15 protein-coding genes are annotated in these 17832 nt (G+C 46.6%); 6 read left to right on the forward strand and 9 right to left on the reverse strand.

The genetic code is table 11. The features are described 5' to 3' along the window. Window positions 1–12: 12 nt before the first annotated feature. The 5 genes from ACZ5FK_RS07235 to ACZ5FK_RS07255 all read right to left on the reverse strand — a co-directional run bounded on the left by ACZ5FK_RS07235 (window position 13) and on the right by ACZ5FK_RS07255 (window position 5467). Window positions 13–1581: an OPT/YSL family transporter gene (locus tag ACZ5FK_RS07235; protein WP_464807222.1), complete on the reverse strand. Its 1569-nt coding sequence runs from the start codon at window positions 1579–1581 to the stop codon at window positions 13–15. Beyond that, window positions 1578–2225 carry an aspartate/glutamate racemase family protein gene (locus tag ACZ5FK_RS07240; protein ID WP_464807223.1) on the reverse strand — a complete coding sequence of 216 codons (648 nt, stop codon included), beginning with the start codon at window positions 2223–2225 and terminating at the stop codon, window positions 1578–1580. The genes ACZ5FK_RS07235 and ACZ5FK_RS07240 overlap by 4 nt, the downstream gene beginning before the upstream one ends. A gap of 167 nt (window positions 2226–2392) precedes the next feature. Next, the gene (locus ACZ5FK_RS07245) at window positions 2393–3955 is read right to left on the reverse strand and encodes a PucR family transcriptional regulator (protein WP_464807224.1); all 1563 of its coding nucleotides are present in this window, start codon (window positions 3953–3955) and stop codon (window positions 2393–2395) included. Between the two features lie 336 nt (window positions 3956–4291). After that, complete coding sequence (locus ACZ5FK_RS07250) at window positions 4292–5017, reverse strand: hypothetical protein (protein WP_464807225.1); 726 nt, start codon at window positions 5015–5017, stop codon at window positions 4292–4294. 21 nt (window positions 5018–5038) lie between these two features. Next, window positions 5039–5467, reverse strand: coding sequence for a hypothetical protein (locus tag ACZ5FK_RS07255; RefSeq protein ID WP_464807226.1), 429 nt, complete (start codon window positions 5465–5467; stop codon window positions 5039–5041). An 802-nt stretch (window positions 5468–6269) separates the two neighbouring features. Between ACZ5FK_RS07255 and ACZ5FK_RS07260 the strand changes: the two genes are divergently transcribed. From ACZ5FK_RS07260 to ACZ5FK_RS07270, 3 genes are all read left to right on the forward strand, one after another. Beyond that, window positions 6270–7775, forward strand: coding sequence for an IS5 family transposase (locus ACZ5FK_RS07260; protein WP_464807207.1), 1506 nt, complete (start codon window positions 6270–6272; stop codon window positions 7773–7775). 226 nt (window positions 7776–8001) lie between these two features. Continuing rightward, window positions 8002–9465, forward strand: coding sequence for a YifB family Mg chelatase-like AAA ATPase (locus ACZ5FK_RS07265; RefSeq protein ID WP_464807227.1), 1464 nt, complete (start codon window positions 8002–8004; stop codon window positions 9463–9465). Between the two features lies 1 nt (window position 9466). After that, window positions 9467–10048, forward strand: a complete 582-nt coding sequence (locus tag ACZ5FK_RS07270) for a transposase (RefSeq protein WP_464807228.1) — start codon at window positions 9467–9469, stop codon at window positions 10046–10048. 347 nt (window positions 10049–10395) lie between these two features. Here ACZ5FK_RS07270 and ACZ5FK_RS07275 read toward each other — a convergent pair whose 3' ends face one another. The 3 genes from ACZ5FK_RS07275 to ACZ5FK_RS07285 form a co-directional block, all read right to left on the reverse strand. Continuing rightward, window positions 10396–10572: a hypothetical protein gene (locus ACZ5FK_RS07275; protein WP_464807229.1), complete on the reverse strand. Its 177-nt coding sequence runs from the start codon at window positions 10570–10572 to the stop codon at window positions 10396–10398. Continuing rightward, the gene (locus ACZ5FK_RS07280; RefSeq protein WP_464807230.1) at window positions 10569–11231 is read right to left on the reverse strand and encodes a hypothetical protein; all 663 of its coding nucleotides are present in this window, start codon (window positions 11229–11231) and stop codon (window positions 10569–10571) included. Before ACZ5FK_RS07280 ends, ACZ5FK_RS07275 begins: the two co-directional genes overlap by 4 nt. A 271-nt stretch (window positions 11232–11502) precedes the next feature. Then, window positions 11503–12129 (reverse strand): recombinase family protein, encoded by a 627-nt coding sequence (locus ACZ5FK_RS07285; RefSeq protein WP_464807231.1) that lies wholly within the window; start codon window positions 12127–12129, stop codon window positions 11503–11505. A gap of 631 nt (window positions 12130–12760) precedes the next feature. Here ACZ5FK_RS07285 and ACZ5FK_RS07290 point away from each other — a divergent pair. From ACZ5FK_RS07290 to ACZ5FK_RS07300, 3 genes are all read left to right on the forward strand, one after another. Next, a complete protein-coding gene (locus ACZ5FK_RS07290) occupies window positions 12761–13309 on the forward strand; it encodes a tyrosine-type recombinase/integrase (protein ID WP_464807232.1) in 549 nt (182 codons plus the stop codon). A 143-nt stretch (window positions 13310–13452) separates the two neighbouring features. Then, window positions 13453–13842: a hypothetical protein gene (locus tag ACZ5FK_RS07295; protein ID WP_464807233.1), complete on the forward strand. Its 390-nt coding sequence runs from the start codon at window positions 13453–13455 to the stop codon at window positions 13840–13842. Window positions 13843–13956: 114 nt separating this feature from the next. Then, on the forward strand, window positions 13957–15051 hold the full coding sequence (locus ACZ5FK_RS07300; protein ID WP_464807234.1) for a transposase: 1095 nt from the start codon (window positions 13957–13959) through the stop codon (window positions 15049–15051). Between the two features lie 414 nt (window positions 15052–15465). Here the strand turns inward: ACZ5FK_RS07300 and ACZ5FK_RS07305 are convergent, their stop codons facing one another. After that, on the reverse strand, window positions 15466–17829 hold the full coding sequence (locus tag ACZ5FK_RS07305; RefSeq protein WP_464807235.1) for an Ig-like domain-containing domain: 2364 nt from the start codon (window positions 17827–17829) through the stop codon (window positions 15466–15468). Between the last annotated feature and the right edge of the window lie 3 nt (window positions 17830–17832).

Here is a 17832-nt window from a genome sequence, read left to right on the forward strand (position 1 = left end):
ATGATCCCTCCATTATTTCGCTTTCCAGAGCGATGTGAAGAAGCTGTAGATGGCGTCCCCGGCGATAAATCCGGCTGCCATCGTATACATCGCATTTTCCGCTTCCTGTCCTTTCACTTTCAGGACGATGAACCGGATGATGATCCCGGCGATGACCGCCCAGCCCGCAATCGGATTGACGATCAACAGACCTGTCGCAAACAAGATCCCCATCTGCCGCTTCGGCCCGCCGATCAGCTGGATGATTGCGCCCGGGATGGCCCATAGCAAGAGGAGCATCCCAATATTGCCGGTCAAGCCGCTGTCGATTGTTGCTGCATACACATGGTCGACCGGCGGCACAAGGTCTTGTGCAAAGAACGAATTATGGAACAGAGCAACCATGACGATCGCTACACCGAACCCGATCAGGGAACTCTTCAGCTGCTGCCGGCGTCCGAATAGCTCCATTGCCGTCTTTTGTCCTTTCCGCAGCACGGCACCTGATTTGAAGTCATAACCGAGGTCTGCAAATGCAGGACCCGTCGCCGCCGTAAACCCGGTGAGCAGCGCAAGTGCAACTGGCGGGAAGCCGAGCATCATGCCGATCAGCAAGGCGATCAATGTGACTGCGAAAGCTGGGAACCAGCCGGAATGCATCGCGGCAATCCCGACGATGATCTCACTCGCAAGCGCGGCAAATGCCGCGAATACGACAAACATGATCGTCTGGAACACCGACATGTCTCCGATGATGCCGCTGATGACCGCAAGGATGGCCGCCGCAGCGATATAGAGGCCGAATCCGATGCCGAACCCTTTTTTGATATCGCTGTCCGTCCGGGAGTTGATATGCACCGTCTCCGTCTCTGCGGCAGGAACCTTGTCTTTCTTCGATTTCACGAGGACGAGGATGAACTGCAAGAGTGCGACCGTCCCCGCTCCGATCATCATGCCGTGCGGGATATAGTACGCATTCAGGTCCACCCCGAACAAGGTGTCCGAATAGCCGCGGAGCAAGAGGCCGACCCCGAACATGAGCAAGGCCCAGATGTTGCCGATGAACGCGACTCCGAACGCCGACATCGAAATGCCGAAATGCGAACCGACAAGCCCGCCTAGAATACCGAGCCCGAGGAACTTCGCTTTCGAACCGCCTTCGTCGCCCGCTTTGAGCGCTTCCGCAGTCGCAACGCCCGGCGGCCAAGTTTCATCCGCAGAGAATAGCTTGGAGTCGAATACTTTATACAGAATGAATACATCCACGAGCAGCGCCATCCCTGACCCGATCAGCATTGGCACGATCAGCTCCGGCATGCCCATGACAAACGGGATGCCGAGCGGGATGAGAAGGCTGTTCGCCGCCCCGAACGTCGCCGCGGAAATCGATGTCTGGATGAGGTTCTGGTTCTCGATCGAACGGTATTTATAGAACAGTTTCATCGGGATCCGTGCGATCAGCATGGCGATCAACGCCCCGATGATGGAGGTATTCGGCGTGATGCCGAGGGACGTGATCAACTGCATCCCGATAATGGCGCCGAATACGGAAATGATGATGGAAAATAGTATGAATGGAAAATCGAATGTTTTTGTCTTCATCCTAACGCCTCCCTTCGAATTTGCGTGTACGCAGCCGCCTGTGCCTCGACCAGATCGATGACCGGCACGTCAAGCTGCCGCTCCAGTGTTTCTTTCAGCCGGATGGTAGAAAACCCGGTGCAGGCGAACAGGATAACATCCGCCCCTTCACCGGTGGCTGCCCGGGCTGCCTCTAGCAGCTTCCCCTTCGCCTCTTCACTGAACAAGTCCGTTGTCTTCTGCAAGCCGTAACCCTGGCGGTAGGAATGGAACTGATCCCCGAGCGCCTTCCGGATGTTCGGCGGAATTCCTTCCGTGATCCCGATCACTGCAACGCGGCTGCCTGCCCGACACGCTGCACGCGCCCCGCAGATGCCTGCGCCAAGCACCGGCACATCCACTGTCCCTTTCAGCTCCGCAAGCCCCGGATCCGCCGCGCAGCTGATCGTAATGGCGTCGATCCCTTCCCGCTTCGCCATCTCTTGCGCGAGCGCTACGATCTTCGGGACCGCCTCGGCTTCCGACGCCGCGTCGTATATGCCGTTCGGCTGGTTATCAATGCAACTGGTCCATGAGTCGATTTGATGAAGCTCTTCCATCCGCCTCCCATGTTCCTGCAAAATAGCCTGATCATCTGTTGTAAGCACCCGAATGATTCCTAACATGTTTCCACCCCTTTTGGGTAATTATAAATATTTACACTATTGAACGTAATGCAAGAAGTGAGAAAAACTAAGGCCGCATTTTTGCACATCTTGTCACATTTTTTCGCCAGACAGCAAAAAAGCCGATGGGTAAGCATCTGTCCCATCAGCCTAAACTTTACTATTCATCATGACAACTGCCTGATTTTCAGACAGAACTGCAGCATGAACCGAGTCTCCGCATCATCGAGGTCCACATGCAGCAGCTCCTGGATCTTCTGCAACCGGTACGTCAGCGTCCGCCTGTGGATGAACAGCTTTTCGGATGTCTTTGTCACATTTCCGTTTTCCCCGAGATACAGCTTCAGCGTGTGCAGCAGATCCCGCTGCTCGAGCAGCGGACGCAGCAGCGTATCCGTATAGCTGCGTACATGCGGGACACCTGTCATTCCGATCAAAATCTCATAGATCCCTAATTGATCGTACGTATAGAACCGTTCGCCGCTTCGCAGCTTGCGGCCGATCGCCAGCGTCTGGTCCGCTTGGCGGATCGCTTCCTCCAGCAGCCGGCCGCTTTCCTGCAGCGGACCCGCTGCGATAAACAGGCCGTCATCACGCTCCTCCGCCCGCCGCTTCAGCCGGCTGAGCGATGTAGGATAGCCGGCCGGCATGCACGGGACGACCGCATAGAAATGGTAATACTTCTCGAACACGATGGCTCTGCTTTCCGCCACCCCGTCCAGCAGCCGGTGCAGTTCCTGCAGCACCTGACAGGATGGATCGATCAGGGCCGGGACCGCGGACACAAGTTTTTCTGTCCACTCTCCCTGGAAACGCACTAGAAAGAAAGGATTCTCCTCCTGCCCGCCGCTTGCAAACGCCTCCAGCCGCTCCAGATCCTCAATCCGCTGTTTCTGCAGATGCAGCTGCTCGTTCATGAACAGTTCCATCAGCTTTGCAAGCAGTGCCTTCAACTGCGCGGGCGACACATGGAACGATTGCAAATGAGCGGTATAGGGGACATGGACGACCGCGATCACCTGCTGATTGGACACGAGCGGCAGGATAAGTGCGTCCCGGAAGCCCGGAATCCGCAGCCTTGCGCTGTCCGCCTGCACCAGCTCACGCTTCCATCCGTCCAGCAGCTCGGTATATGATTCATGGTGAGGCCTTGAAAACAGCCGGTCCGACTTCCGCCAGCCATCCGCTAGAAAGCCGTCCGATGCATATAAAAGTGCCCCTTGCATGTCCTCAATATAGAGCGGGCCGCCCACAATTTCCCGCACTTCATCCAGCGCCTCATCGAGCGACCCATACGTCTTCGACTCAAACGACGCAAACGGATGGACCTCTTTCCCTGCATCCTGCTTTTCTTCGTACAGCCGCTCATACAGCGGCGTCAGCACATTGATATACGACACGGTCTTTGGAATCACGATGATCGGAAAATCATGCCGGTTCGCCACCGCAATCATCTCGACCGGCACCGACTCGACAAACCGTCCGAGCTTGATGACGATACCGGCCGCCTCCTTCTCGATCAGCGTCCGCACAATCTCCACCTGTTTCCGCTCATCCTCCCGTATCGAGTAGAACGTCGTCATCACCAGGATCCCCGGCGTTACCCAGCTGACCACCTCCGGCACCTCCATCACCTCGATGGACGTGATCCGGCGGCCGGTCCCCTGATGCCCCGCCAGAATCGTACTGCTTGCCAACTCCCCGATCGTCAGCGCCTCTCGGACATCCATCCCGGCGGCCTCCTTTTTGGCTTGCTTGAAAAATGATTGTGTCTATCATAGCATTTTTCGGGTGGTGGCGGCATTGCATGTGGATGGTACCTGTATTTGGATGGTACCTGTGCATGTATTTGGATGGTACCTGTGCATGGTACTTTTATGACAATTCAGCTATATGGGTAACTATGCAGCAAAAAACCACTCCTTTCATTAAGTGAGCGGTTTCTAGTCTTACTGTATGCAATTTGGTTGTATTATCTGAATTAGACTGTGCACAGGTACCTGTTTTACCTGTTTGGTACCTGTTTAAAGCCAAGTAGCGCTCAGTCCTTTTCTTGTCCCTATTTTTTATAGCAAACCGACTTTACGATAGTATGGAAAGTCTTCTCGCTTCATGTCTATCATCTCCACCAACTTTTCAAACACTCGTGTCGTCTTGCCTCGATCGCCGCGGTAGCCGAGTGTCATGCTCGTAATAGGAGCGTAGCAGCCAGTCCTGCCAGCCCGTGTTAGCAAGCCTGCAATCTCTGGGTATTCAATACCAAGCGTTTCATGCATCTCTCGTGAGAAATCTCTCCAATACCTGCCTGCCACCCGTAGCTCATCATCTTTATCTTCGTCATCCTCATCGACTTCTATAAGATGGGCAGTGTCTTCATATTGCTTTAATCTGTAGAGCATATAAATTTCCCGGAAGGTCAGCTCGTCTAAAATCTTTAAATAGTCGTCGTACTCATCCGCTTGGCTGAACTGATTTTCAGTGAGATGTTTTGCAAACAATTTCGCAAAGAACCGGACTTTCTCTTTTTGGCGAGTATACAAGGAAGCTTTCAATGCAGCAAACAGAGAGAACAAAAACTCCTCACTCTGGATCACTTCCTGCGATAACTCAATATCTCCTCTGTCTAATTCTTCGAAGAAAACGGCCGCTCGTTCTATATGAATTTTGTTATACGCTTCGGCGGCAAGTGAATCAATTACATCGCCTACTGGAATACCGCAAACGGATAACTGCCTTACGACAGCTCTTGCAAGATGGCTACCAGAATAAATCTCCAACACTCGTTCTTTCATACCCACTCACCCCCGTTCGCTTTAATCCCTATTTTCACAGTCTTGCTTTTTCCTATCGACTTCTTTATGTTCAATACCTACTTCTTCTTTAGCTCTTTCCCAATCATGCTTTAATAAAAATGCGACTTTCTTTTCCAATTCTTGAAGCTTTTCATCACTATTTTCTTTCAACAACGCATTTAAACAATTCACAATCTCTTGATCTTCTGTATCACAAGGATTCAGAGATAAAGTGATGAAGGTCTTTAACTCCCTTTTCTTTACTTGATCTTTAGTGGAACAAAATTCTGCAACGCTTTGTTTTATGTCATGACGCCATCTCTGCCGCTCTTCTGTTATGTATTTCACTTTATGACCGCGAATGTTTGTATGCTGTGTCGATAAGTAAGAAACAACCGCTGCCACAACACCCGAACTTAGTATAAGAGTAACAAAATCTGTAAATGACATATCTTCACTCCCCCATCCCATCTACCAACGATTCTACCAAACCAAAAAAGAAAGAACCAACCCGAAGGCCAGTCCTTTCTTGTAATCTACTCAAATGGTTGAGTGGGTATTATTAATTTGTCGGTGCCTGTGCGTAGTGAATTTATGACTATTCATCATCTTGTTTGATAATACAACAAAAAGTTCAATCATTATTAATACGATTGGCATTCAAGAGTAGTTTTATGCAATTGTGTTGTATTGCATTATCTGAATTATACCCTCTTCCTCTGTTCAAACACAATTTCATATTTCAAGACCCTTCCATTGATCAACCGTTCATAACGCCTCACATCGACCAGCTTCTTTGAATAGCAGACCCAGACACCCGCTCGACATCAAGCGGCAGGTTAGCTAACTTCTCTATCGACTTGTTACACAGACTACTAAACTTGCTCCCAGCTCAACCAGGCCATGCTGCATCGCATCGTGGAAGGCTCTTCGCGTTCTATGATAGAGGCGATTGTATTTTATAAGTTGATGAATCGCAAGCTCGACCTCCAATAAATCTACAGACATGACTTCACCTCCATTGATCACTCTCTCACGTTTTGCTGATCATATCAGAAGTAAGTCTATCTTCAAAGCGCTCCTCCACACACTCGCCTGCTTCAAAATATTAATTTGCCGCCTTTTCCCTATGTAGGGGTTACTGAACAACTCGAATTTCCCTATAAAATAAAGGGTTTAACACGTTATTTGTCGAAATAAGTGCATACTGAAAAAATTAAATCCATTTCGGAACCGCTTAGGAGGACATGTCATGTATGAACATAACGCGAACCAGATGATACTGCCACACGAATTCTTTTTGCCGTTCGGAGGGCACTTGAACCCTGATAACCGTTGGGTTCGTATGGCTTCTATCATTCCTTGGGCTGATCTTGAGGAAGCCTATCTGAAGTCGCTTGGCGACCCTAATCAAGGAAGTAAGGCATATACCGTGCAACTTGCACTTGGCGCACTGATCATCAAGGAGCGGCTTGGCTTGAGTGATGAAGAAACCGTGGAAGTCATAACAGAAAATCCCTATATGCAATACTTCATCGGACTGCACGCTTTTCAAGATGAACCACCGTTTCACGCATCTTCCCTGACGCATTTCCGCAAGCGTTTCAACATGGAACTTGTGAATCAGCTGAATGAATCCATTACGGCCGCACATCGGAAACCTGCGAATCCTACGGATTCGGATGATGACGAGCCGAAAGGCGGGAATGAAAGCCCAGCAGTAAGCCCGGAGCCTTCGCATCCGAAAGAGGAAACGCCTGTCTACAAACAAGGGAAACTTCTGATCGACGCCACTTGTGCCCCTTCCGATATTGCATACCCCACGGATATCGGTCTCTTGCATCAGGCGAGGGGAAAACTTGAAACGATGATCGATACGTTACACGCAGAACGCCCTCATGGTGCCAAAAAACCGCGTACCTATCGCAAGAAAGCACGGAAGGAGTATCTCGCCTTATCCAAGCAACGGAAACCTGGCTACGAGAAGATACAGGCCTGCCTGAAGGGACAGCTATCCTATGTCCGTAGAAATCTGAAGCATGTAGAGAATCTAGCGGATGAAGTTGGACTTACCAAGCTGACACGGGCACAGTACAAAGACCTGCTGGTCATCCAGGAACTGTTCCGTCAGCAGACCATCCTGTTCGAAAACGGGTCACATTCAATTGAGGACCGAATCGTCAGCATTTCACAGCCCTATATCCGTCCGATTGTACGAGGGAAAGCGAAAGCAGCGGTTGAATTCGGTGCAAAACTTTCAGTCAGCTTGGTCGATGGGTATGCATACCTTGAGACGCTTCAATGGGATGCTTATAACGAAGGGACTCTTCTACAAGAATCCATCCTGGCGTACAAGGAACGGTTTGGCTACTATCCGGAAGCCGTTCTCGCGGATACTATCTACAGAACCCGGGAAAACCGGAAGTTCTGTAAAGAACTTGGCATCCGGCTGAGCGGTCCGAAACTCGGCAGACCGGCCAAGAATCAGCATGTCCTCTCAGAACAGAAGAAGGTGGAAAAACAGGACCACGGCGAGCGTAATGCCATCGAAGGCAAATTCGGTGAAGGCAAACGCGTATATGGGCTGGGTCTTATTAAAGCACGCCTTCAAGCCACAAGTGAGACGACAATTGCCCTCCAACTGGTCATCATGAATCTCGAAAAGATCCTCCGGGATACTTTTTTGTCATTTTTCCTTCGTTATGATCGACAATCATTATGCTTATTTTCTATGAAGCCTAATTTTCCAGTTGCTTAAATTAGGTTGTTCAGTAGTCCCTATGTAAATCTTTGTTTTGGTCCTATAAAGCTCGTTTCCATGAAATTTTCAGTTTTCCCTAAATCAAGCCCGGTTGTCCCCCTCCCCCAACTCCGCTAGAGTAGTAGGTAAAATGAAGAGGTGAAGGAACATCACGTCAACAATCATGAGTGTCGGCCTACAAGGGATGAAAGGCCACAAAGTACAAGTCGAGGCGAATGTTCGGGTGGAGAAGGAGCAGTGTGTCATCATCGGGCTGCCGGATGCGTCTATCAAGGAGTCGAAGGAGCGGGTGCTGAGCTGCCTGCATGCGCTGGAGTTGGATATTGAAATGAAGAAGATCACGATCCACCTGTCGCCAGCGGATGTGAAGAAAAGCGGGACGGGGTTTGATTGTGCGATGCTGCTTGCGGTCATGCAACAGGTGCTGAAGGAGCCATTGCCGATCGATGAAAACACATGCGTGATCGCTGCGCTGTCTTTGAATTGTGAATTAAAACCGTTCCACGGGATGATTCCAGCAATCCAGCAAGCAATTGCCCTCGGATTCAAGCGGATCCTCATTCCGCCGATCGATGTGTCGTTCCTCAGAAGGATGGGCAAGGTGGAGTTGGTGCCGCTTCGTGATATGGACACGCTGATCGGCTACCTGCGCGGACAGCCCTCACTGTTTCAGGAGTCGGCTGAGATTGTCATGGAAGATTTGGATGGGTGTGAAGCCGAGGGAGCGACTACCGACTTCGCAGCTATACGAGGGCATCAGGAAGCGAAGCGGGCGCTGGAGATTGCAGCAGCGGGCGGGCATCATCTATTGCTCACCGGTCCGCCCGGCTGCGGGAAAAGCATGCTGTCGGATGCGTTCCATACAATTCTGCCGGATTTGACGCATGAGGAGGCCGTTGAGCTATACGGTATTTACCATCTCGCCCGGGAGAATCGCGGCTTGTCGATGCGCCCTCCCTACAGGCATCCCCACCACTCGGCGTCTTCCGTCTCGCTAGTCGGTGGAGGCACATTCCCAAAGCCCGGCGAAATTTCACTAGCACACCGTGGCGTCCTGTTCCTTGACGAACTCGGGGAGTTTTCGAGGAAGACACTCGACATGCTGCGGCAGCCGATGGAAGCGGGCGAAGTGACGATCAGCCGCGTCAGGCAATCCGTCACGTACCCATCAGACTTCATTCTCATCGCCGCCACGAACCCATGCCCTTGCGGCTACGCAGGTTCGAACGAGCGATACTGCACCTGTACGCCGAAACAGGTGACCGCCTATCAGCTGAAAGCGTCCGGCCCCCTGCTCGATCGGCTCGATTTCGTTCTAACGTTGCGGAGTGTCGGCTTGCAGGAGCAAGGTACGTCTGAATCGTCAGCCTCTATCCGCGAAAGGACAACGCGGGCACGTGACATGCAGCAGGTGCGCTATGGAGGTCGCTGGCTGAACGGTAATGTGCCTTTTCGGGTGCTCGACAGGACGTCAGGATTAGATGAACAGCAAAAGGAACAAGTCCAGCAGATCTGCTTTGAAAGGAAATGGAGCAACCGCACGCAGATTAAGCTGCTACGCATCGCAAGGACAATTGCGGATTTAGAAGGTTTGGAAACGATCTCTGGGAAGGCGCTGGAGGAAGCGATCCAGTGGAAAGCGGATACGCCCGGCCTCTTGCCACCTGCTCCCACGGAGGTGCGGTGATATGCCGAGAAGAAGGAGGAACTGGCGCCCCAATGCCTTCTACCACGTTGTCATGCGCGGCAACAACCGGGAGAACATCTTCGAGACAGATGAGGATCAGCGCCATTTAATGCGGGCGATCAACCACACACATTCCAAATACAAGTTCACCATGCTCGCCTATTGCGTCATGACCAACCACTATCACTTACTCATCCGGTCCGAAGACGAACTCAGCAAAGTTATGGCGTACATCAACCGGAGATACAGCGACTACTACGCCAAGCGCTACGGGCACGTCGGTCGCATCTATGAGAAACGGTACTACTCCTCCCTCGTCGACGGACCGGAAGCGCTTCTCACGGTCAGCAGCTACATCCACCGGAACCCAATCGACACGGCGACTCCGATGGTCGAGCGATTGGAGGACTATCCGTACAGTTCGTATCCGTATTACGCGGACGACAACAAGACCCCTCCCCCCTTCCTGGACACGGAACTGCTGGCGACGCTGCTGCCGCATCCGTTTGAAAAGACGAACTGGGCGTATTGCCAGTATTGTTTGCTGTTTATGCAGAAAATGGAGGCGGAGGGACGATTTTAAAGTGCCTGTGCAAGGTGCTTTTATGACAATTCATCTAAATGGGTAGCTATGCAGTGAAAAACCGCTCACACCATTGAATGAGCAGTTTCTCGACTCCAATTATATAATTGTAGTGTATTGTCTGAATTATATCATGCGCAGGTACCTGTCACTAATGGCTTTTCGGATGGATTTGTGACGACGCCTGTGTAAGGTGCTTTTATGACAATCGGCATCTATCCAATTAAAAACCGCTCATCCCAGGAGATGAGCGGTTTTTCGGCTGCCTGTATGCATTTGTGTTATATTGCCTGAATCTGAATCAAACCTTGCCTAGGTACCTAACACTTTCACCTCGAAAAAACAGCTCAATCAAATTTCGAACTAGCAATTGCCGTCAAGCCTGCGAGAACAGCCAATGGCAACGCTCTTGCCATCAGTGCATCTGCAACGTAATCACCCTGAAATACAATGATCAAGCATAGAATGGAAACTAGGAAAACAAGCATGACTGCCAACTTCGCAACCTTATTCATCCACGTCATCTGGTATCCTCTGAATACGTTCTAATTGCCGGAACTCCCACACTCGCATAATAGGTCTTTGTCCAAAGCACCCCATCCCAATTTGAACGATGTTCCTGAACAATTTTAACTTTATGGGTATGTCTGCCGTGCTGGTAGTAGAAGTCACGGCTGGAGAATCCAGCGTCAGGTCCGGTGAAGGTCACCTTTTCAGTTACCTTTTTCGTCCCTGTTCCGCCAATTTTAAAAGCACTGTTGATCGCAGACTTTGCGCCGCTTGGATAAGACCCCTCGTATGTTGCGGAGATGGTAGCAGAGACCTCGGTGCTCTTCTCGTATGTCATCCCTCTTGCAATACTCTTAATAAAGTATGACCTGGAAAGATACGACCATTTCTTTGTGATTCCTTGATCGTACACTTTCCAGGTATCGTACTCCCTGTAATCCATTGTAGAAGCTTCATCCCCCGAGGTGTTGATCGGCTTCAAGTATCCAATCAGCACCTCTGTCTCTCCATCGTATTCCTTTAAGAGGGGCTCATCCAATGGGACATATTCAAAACCTTCCATCTCACCGTCCTTTACCGATTCAAGCGTTGCTGCTGAAGCAGCAAATGTGGCAAGCAAAAACATGGCAAACATCGCGGCAGAAGCTACTAACAGTTTCACAATCTTCTTCACTTCATCTCTCCTCCTTTCTTTGTTAAGGAGAGTGTAATGTAGATAGAATAATAAGTAAATAACTTACAGGTTGGGAAAAATAAGTTCTTCTATTTATCCTTGAAGTGTATATGAAGTATGCTTTATCCCCGGATTAGACCTCGAAAGTGTAAATGCGACAATTTTCTTGGATACATACTGCCCACAGCTTGGGAAAGTTTTATATGTCAGTGCCTATGTTATGTCAGTTCCTGTGTAAGGTGCTTTTATGACAATTCATCTAAATGGGTAACTATGCAGTGAAAAACCGCTCACACCATTGAATGAGCAGTTTCTCGACTCCAATTATACAATTGTAGTGTATTGTCTGAATTATATCGTGCACAGGTACCTGTTTTATTACATAACCTAAGGGGAGCTGGCTGCCATTGAAACTTTTTCTCCCTATCACTTTTGCCTTCCGTCCATCTGATGTACGTCTGGCCAGTCGAATACGTTCTGATTGAGCCTCTCCAGAATGCATAAGGAAGAATATTTTAAAAAAGTTTGAATTGCTGGTGATACCGTCTGCTACGTAAATAACCATTTTCACATATTTACTGATCTCTGTCATGAGACCAACATTACCCGCTAAATCTCGTCCCAAGCGATCAACAGAATAGAGTAATAAGCAATCAATCGGTTTAGCTACAGTTTTGATGTCTTCCAGCATTTTCTGTAAGTCCGGCCTTTCAATATCTTTCCCCGAGTAACCGATATCTTGATACTGTCGAACGATAGTAATGCCATGTTGTCCAGCATATTTATTAATTGTTTCCTGTTGATAATCCACTCCATTACTCTGTTCCTCTACATCTCCCTTGACAGTAACCGACTTTCGGCAATAACTGATACCTGTTCTGTACTCCTTAGTTACCATGCACTTTCTCCACTCCTGTAAAATTAATTTCTGGTTGTATAAACTCCACAAAGTGTGCAGATAATATGTGTGTAGTCTACAAACAGGCTCGTTTGTAGGAGTTAAGCTTCCGGAACTATTGGCCAAAATATATGCATGAAGGTACGTTGTTGCAAAGTTATCCATTGGACACACACATCAACAACAAGTAATTCTTTATTTACCCTTAGGATTACATAAATACCTTTAATCGGAAATATCGTTGTTTTACTTGCCCAATATCATCCGGAAAGAACACGACATATAAATGCATTCTTTCTTTATATTGAATGAAATATTCATCAGCAAGTATTTTACCAATAAACACCACAGCGGAAAGACCTCTACTTTGAGAGGTCTTTTTTGTATCTCATTATTAGGCAAATTTAAACGAATAAAAGTCAGGAACAGATACCCCTATTACTCAGTAAGTATTTTTCAGGTTGAACTAGATGCATTCAAATTATTTCAACATACATCTATTGTGAAGCCCTTCCTTCCATAACTTTATTAGGGCCAAGCTATGATGCAGCTTGCATTTCTAATTGTCGGTTTAAAAACAGTAAAATTTATCCAAGCTATCCGTAATGTAGAACTTCGGAGGATAAGCATTATGATTTTCGGAAAGACCAACAACTACTTCTCACCTGACGCAATAGCCAAAGTATTAAAGCAACCAGAATTACATAATGCAACGGAGCGGGAACATTACTTGATCTTATGCCTGTTGTATGAAACCGGTGCACAGGCAAGTGAAATCTTGAATGCACGAACGGAAGACGTATTCTTTACAGAGCAACCATGCATGCGGCTCTCATCTCCTGGTGGCTCGCGTACCATTCACTTGCCAGGTTTCCTTACAGAAATGATCAGCCAACATATGCAGGAGAAGCAGCTATCCCTTACAGACCGGCTTTTCTTCCATGATCGTACAATGAGCAGCCAGGAATTGTGCCGACTCTTACGTATGTATATCCGAAAAACAAAAATACAGTATCCCGATCTTATTCCTGATTTCCACTCCATCCATCATTTCAGGATTAGCAGAGCAAACCATCTGTATATGGCTGGCATGGATATTGATGACCTTCGTCAATTTCTTGGACATGAGTCGACAGGCGACACCATGCGATATGTTGGCATTCTTTATCATCCAAACTGATGAATGGAGCTGTGAATCCGAGATACACATTAATTCAGATTATGATGTATGTCAAAATGGCTTGATCTGTCTGTAACAAAATGGTAGCGGTTTAGAGAAGTAATGGATTAGGAACATACAGGAGAAAATTAGGAGGGACAGTTATGCCAACACCAATACAAAGGAATAACCAGGAGGCGTATGACGACTTCCTCAACAAACTAAGGCAAGAATGTGAGTTCCACCAAGAAGAAGGTCGGGAAAGTTATCGGTATCGCCTGGCAGTGATCGCTTTGATGATTGCTGAACGGTCTGCTAGGGTTTGTACGGTTGAGGACTTTGCTGCATGTACTGATAGAGCTAGGGAAGCTGTAAATGGACAGTTGGAAGCGATGGAGAGCGAGGGGCCGTATGGTGAGGTCATGGAAACCTTGCGGGTTGTGGCGAGGTATACGCTGGTAGAAGGCAGGAGAAGTGAAGAGGCCGCTGAGTATGTGGAGGATTTGCTGAGGAGAAGCAGGAAGATGATTGTGAAGCCATTTCAGGATAAATAGAGTGGCAACATCAGGACAGATAGCACTATTACGGTAACGAAAGTGAGTTGCTCGCCGACTCTTGGTTAGTCCCATCCCTACCAGTATGGCATACTAGTAGACGGAGGGATTCAAATGAACAGTCAAAATATACGCAAATACGTAATTGAGTGGATAAGCTATATGTACCAGTTTCTGCGACTTCACTTCAAATCATCGTATGCAATCCGAATGGAAAACATAGCTCTCAGAAGTCAACTCGCCTTGTATGTTCAACATCACGAAAAAAGAAAGTTGCCAAAACCAAATTCAACACCTGCATTCCGACAACTTTGGGTCTTGTTCTCAAAGAAACTGATCAATTGGAAAGATACTCTGTTCTCTTTCAAACCAGCCACTGTCGTCCGTTGGCATCGAACCGCCTTTTCATGGCATTGGGCTAAACTCTCAAAGAAACAAGGTCGTCCTGCCATATCAAAGGAAACCATCCAAATGATCAAACGCATACATAAAGAAAACCCATTGTTATCTCCAGAAAAAATCCATGAACAAATGGTGGAACTCGGAATTGAACATGCACCTGCCCCAAACACCATTGCAAAGTATCTTCCTGTCAGCAGAAAGCCACCTACCGATCGGCAGCTTCAATCCTGGAAGACTTTCTTGAAGAACCATCAACGGGAACTGTGGGCAACGGATTTCTTCACAATACCCACCTACAAGTTCCAGATTCTCTATGGCCTGATCATCATTCACCATCACACCAGAGAAATCGTCTATTTCGCCGTTACCACCAACCCTACAGCAGAATGGACAATCCAACAGTTTCGTAATGCAACGCCTTACGGTAGCGTTCCTAAATACTTGTTACACGACAATGATCCTATATTTCGCTCTAAAGCTTTTCAATCTTTTTTGCAAGCCTCTAAGATAAAATCAATACGAACAGCCTACCGATCACCTTGGCAAAACGCTTATGCGGAACGTGTAATTGGAACAGTTAAGCGAGAATTGCTTGATCATGTCATACCATTACATGAAAGGCACTTACATTCACTGCTTCGGGGGTATGTAACTTACTATAATCATCACCGCACACATCAGGGAATTGGCGGCAAGACTCCTGTTCCGATTCAATCACATCTACCAACGAAGGTAGAAAAGACAAAACTGAAAGCAACACCTGTACTGAATGGACTATATCATACATACCAGAAGACGGCGGCATAATTTTCGTCAACAAAACTTTTTTAAGCCTTTAACAAAAGGCTTTTTTGTCATGCATATTTTTTCACTATGTATTTTTGTCGAGGAGATAATAGTAGAAAGCAATGGAATTGTCGCGAGGTAGGCAGACGAAAAGATAATATTTTTGAGCGTAAATTAGATTTTTCCCGCCGAATTGATTTTTTGAAGGCGACAACCTGAACTTAACCTTAGTTAATGGAAATAGGCTGTAATCATTATTTCAGGATTACAATATATGGGAGAGTAGTGGAAACAAAAAAACAGCCAACCATCCCGAAGGACAGTTGGCTATTTTCTTATTACCCTACATTCAATCAACCGTTACCTCAATAGACCTTTGTTAATCGAATTATAAGAGTTTTGTAAGTTCCTAACACTAAACTTGCTTCGGTCAACTTACTGAGCGTAATTAGTAACTGTTATACCTGTTTGATCGATCTCTAATACATTACCAGAACCAGCAGCTTTATCTTTTGAAGCTAATCCACTGCCTTTTGTTTTTAAAGTCAACGTTTTAGAAATATCCATCGAACCTTTAGTTACACTGAATACTGCCTTTGTTTCATTTGTTGAATCAATTGCAACAGATGCTAATGTAGCAGCATTAGTTCCATCAGTGAGTATAAAGTCGTCCTTATCAACTGAACTCATTGCTTCACTGAATGTCAATGTAAGTTCATAACCGTCAATAGCGTTTCCAGTTAAATAAGCTTCACTCATTGTAGGAAGTGTCTTATCAGCTACAGTCAGCTTTTCTGCTGTGTAAGCAATTGTAGATCCAGCTTCTGTTTTAACACCACTTACAGTAACGTCAATGTTACCACCTTTTGTTAAAGCTGCTGGTAATTTGTTTGCAGCTACTGCTGAGAAATCAAGTATAACACTATCATTAGCAGAGTTGTCGCTGTCATCATTACTAAACGTTACAACCGTACCCTCAGGCAATTGGCTTCCATTTAGCGTGTAGTTCAACGGATTATCCGCTGCACCAGCTTTGTATGTTCCTGTTGCTGAATCGATACCGTTCACTACATCAGCTTGATCAAAGTTCACAACAAGAATTCTATTGCTAGATGTTGAATCAGTTGCAGTACCACCAGCAACTGTTGTTTGTGCCAACAGTGTAGCTTTTAATTGTGGTGCAGGTGCTGCTGTTGCTGCTTTATACGTGAACGACGCAACTTGTGCATCATTAGTATTTTTAACAGCGGCAGTATCTTCAAGTTTGTTTTGAACTACAACTAGTTTGTACGTGCCACTTTTCGGAAGTGGAGCACTTAATGTTAATGTTTGTTTGTTCTTGCTGTCTAAAGATAAAGTGCTATTGCCTGTAACAGTAATTGTCACACCTGCTGCAGTTTTAACTTCCTTACCGTCATTATCTGTAACTTTGAAAATGTTGGTTAGATTTTCACCAGAAGTAATTTTAGCAACCTTTTCAGAGAACACAACATCAACTTGGTTGTATTGTCCTGGCGTCTGAGAAACAGATGCAATAGTTGGTTTTGTAACGTCTCTTTCAACTGTGACAGTGTCAGTGTAAGCAGTCATAGTGTTACCTAACGAATCTTTTAATCCAGACACAGTTACTTTAAGTTCTTTAGTATTCTCTTTATTATTATCGAAAGGAACTGCCGCCAAGTCAATTGCTAATGTTTTACCATCAGCTTTAAATGCTGGAAGTGTGTTCAATGGAACTACTACGTCATTGCCTGAGCTATCTTTTTTAGTTACTTTAACAGATGTAACGTCAACTGCAGTATTCATTTTCTTGTCGAATACGACATTCAATGATTTTTCACCAGTAGCTGTTGCTGTTGCTGTTGGCTTAGCAGTATCCTTTACAATAGTAACTGTAGTTTTAGATGCTGTTGCAGCATTACCTACTAGGTCAGTCAGACCATTAAATTCAACTTCATAAGATTTCCCTGCTTCTAGATCATCAGCAGCAGTTAAAGTCCATTGAGTTGCATAATTTGCATTAGTAGCCGAAGCAGTTGCTAATTTGCCATTTACTTTAGCAGCTGTGAAATTAACAGGCTCGGAGAACTCAACAACAACGTTTTTAGTTTTGTCTGCGTTTGTAGTAGCTTTAACAGATTCGATTGTTGGAGCAACCGTGTCTACCATTTTTACAACTTTAGCATATTTAGGTACAAGATTTGCTTCCTTATCTTTTACACCATCAATGACAACAGTGTATTCAGTATCTTTTGTCCAAGCGGAAGCATCTTCATTGTAAATTGTTAGTGTTTTGTTAGCAGAATCAAACTCGCCGTAAAAATCAGTATCTGTGTGCAAGCTTGTACCATCAATCATCACAATATTAGATTTAAAGTTGCCATTGCCGTCCAATACTGTAGCAGGATCAACAGCTTGTCCGAATGTTACTTCCATTGTTCTAGCGTTAATCGCACTTACCGATTCAACTTTAAGGTCTGTATTTTCTTCTGGAGTCGGATTGATTACTGTATCAGCTGGTACTCCTGATGTTAAAAGAGCATCATCTGATAGAGTAACAATGTTTGTTCCTTTATATGCCAAACCATCGATAACAACATATACATTTGCATTAATGAGCCATTTGCCTTTTTGCGCTGTTGTTAGGTTTTGGAAATCAGCAAGTGTCAGAGATTCTCCGGTGCTTTTGTTGTAAACTCCGGCAGGAACAACGTTGTCTTCAGCTGCAAAAGCCATCACAGGTGTGATTGAAGATGTTGCGATAAGAGCTGCCATCGAGTATTTAATACCTTTTTTCACTTT

Source organism: Sporosarcina sp. GTC18466, assembly GCF_055389225.1.

Bases quoted from the DNA above. Each gene is read 5' to 3' on its own strand.
- ACZ5FK_RS07270 (WP_464807228.1), top strand. From the start codon at position 9,467: ATGCCGAGAAGAAGGAGGAACTGGCGCCCCAATGCCTTCTACCACGTT.
- ACZ5FK_RS07255 (WP_464807226.1), bottom strand. From the start codon at position 5,467: ATGTCATTTACAGATTTTGTTACTCTTATACTAAGTTCGGGTGTTGTG.
- ACZ5FK_RS07235 (WP_464807222.1), bottom strand. From the start codon at position 1,581: ATGAAGACAAAAACATTCGATTTTCCATTCATACTATTTTCCATCATC.
- ACZ5FK_RS07290 (WP_464807232.1), top strand. From the start codon at position 12,761: ATGATTTTCGGAAAGACCAACAACTACTTCTCACCTGACGCAATAGCC.
- ACZ5FK_RS07275 (WP_464807229.1), bottom strand. From the start codon at position 10,572: ATGACGTGGATGAATAAGGTTGCGAAGTTGGCAGTCATGCTTGTTTTC.
- ACZ5FK_RS07300 (WP_464807234.1), top strand. From the start codon at position 13,957: ATGAACAGTCAAAATATACGCAAATACGTAATTGAGTGGATAAGCTAT.
- ACZ5FK_RS07245 (WP_464807224.1), bottom strand. From the start codon at position 3,955: ATGGATGTCCGAGAGGCGCTGACGATCGGGGAGTTGGCAAGCAGTACG.
- ACZ5FK_RS07250 (WP_464807225.1), bottom strand. From the start codon at position 5,017: ATGAAAGAACGAGTGTTGGAGATTTATTCTGGTAGCCATCTTGCAAGA.
- ACZ5FK_RS07295 (WP_464807233.1), top strand. From the start codon at position 13,453: ATGCCAACACCAATACAAAGGAATAACCAGGAGGCGTATGACGACTTC.
- ACZ5FK_RS07285 (WP_464807231.1), bottom strand. From the start codon at position 12,129: ATGGTAACTAAGGAGTACAGAACAGGTATCAGTTATTGCCGAAAGTCG.
- ACZ5FK_RS07260 (WP_464807207.1), top strand. From the start codon at position 6,270: ATGTATGAACATAACGCGAACCAGATGATACTGCCACACGAATTCTTT.
- ACZ5FK_RS07240 (WP_464807223.1), bottom strand. From the start codon at position 2,225: ATGTTAGGAATCATTCGGGTGCTTACAACAGATGATCAGGCTATTTTG.